The 311-nt window shown below is 59.8% G+C and carries 1 protein-coding gene; it reads right to left on the reverse strand.

Features of this window, described 5'->3' with window-relative positions; genetic code table 11:
- Window positions 1-22 precede the first annotated feature (22 nt).
- A partial coding sequence (locus F1735_RS34630; protein ID WP_167241581.1) for a LysE family translocator occupies window positions 23-311 on the reverse strand: 289 nt, incomplete at its 5' end.

Consider the following 311-nt stretch of genomic DNA (forward strand, 5'->3'; position numbering starts at 1 on the left):
CTACTGTTACCTGCTGAGCAACTCAGGCGTGGTTGCCGCGCTTCACGAAGAACAGGGCGCCGCCGATGCAGACCAGCACCGCGCCAAAAAAGCGGTTTTGCTTGCGTACGGCGCCGGCATCGCGGAAATAGTGCTGCATGGACGAGGCCAGGAAGGCGTAGCCGTGCATGACGATGGTATCGATGGTCAGCATGGTGGCGCCCAGGATGAGTAGCTGCGGCAACAGCGGCAGGGTGTTCGAGATAAACGTCGGCAACACCGCGACCATGAAGATGATGCCTTTCGGGTTGGTCGCATTGATCAGGAAGCCG

The organism is Massilia genomosp. 1 (assembly GCF_011682185.1).
Lineage (GTDB): Bacteria > Pseudomonadota > Gammaproteobacteria > Burkholderiales > Burkholderiaceae_D > Telluria_A > Telluria_A rubra.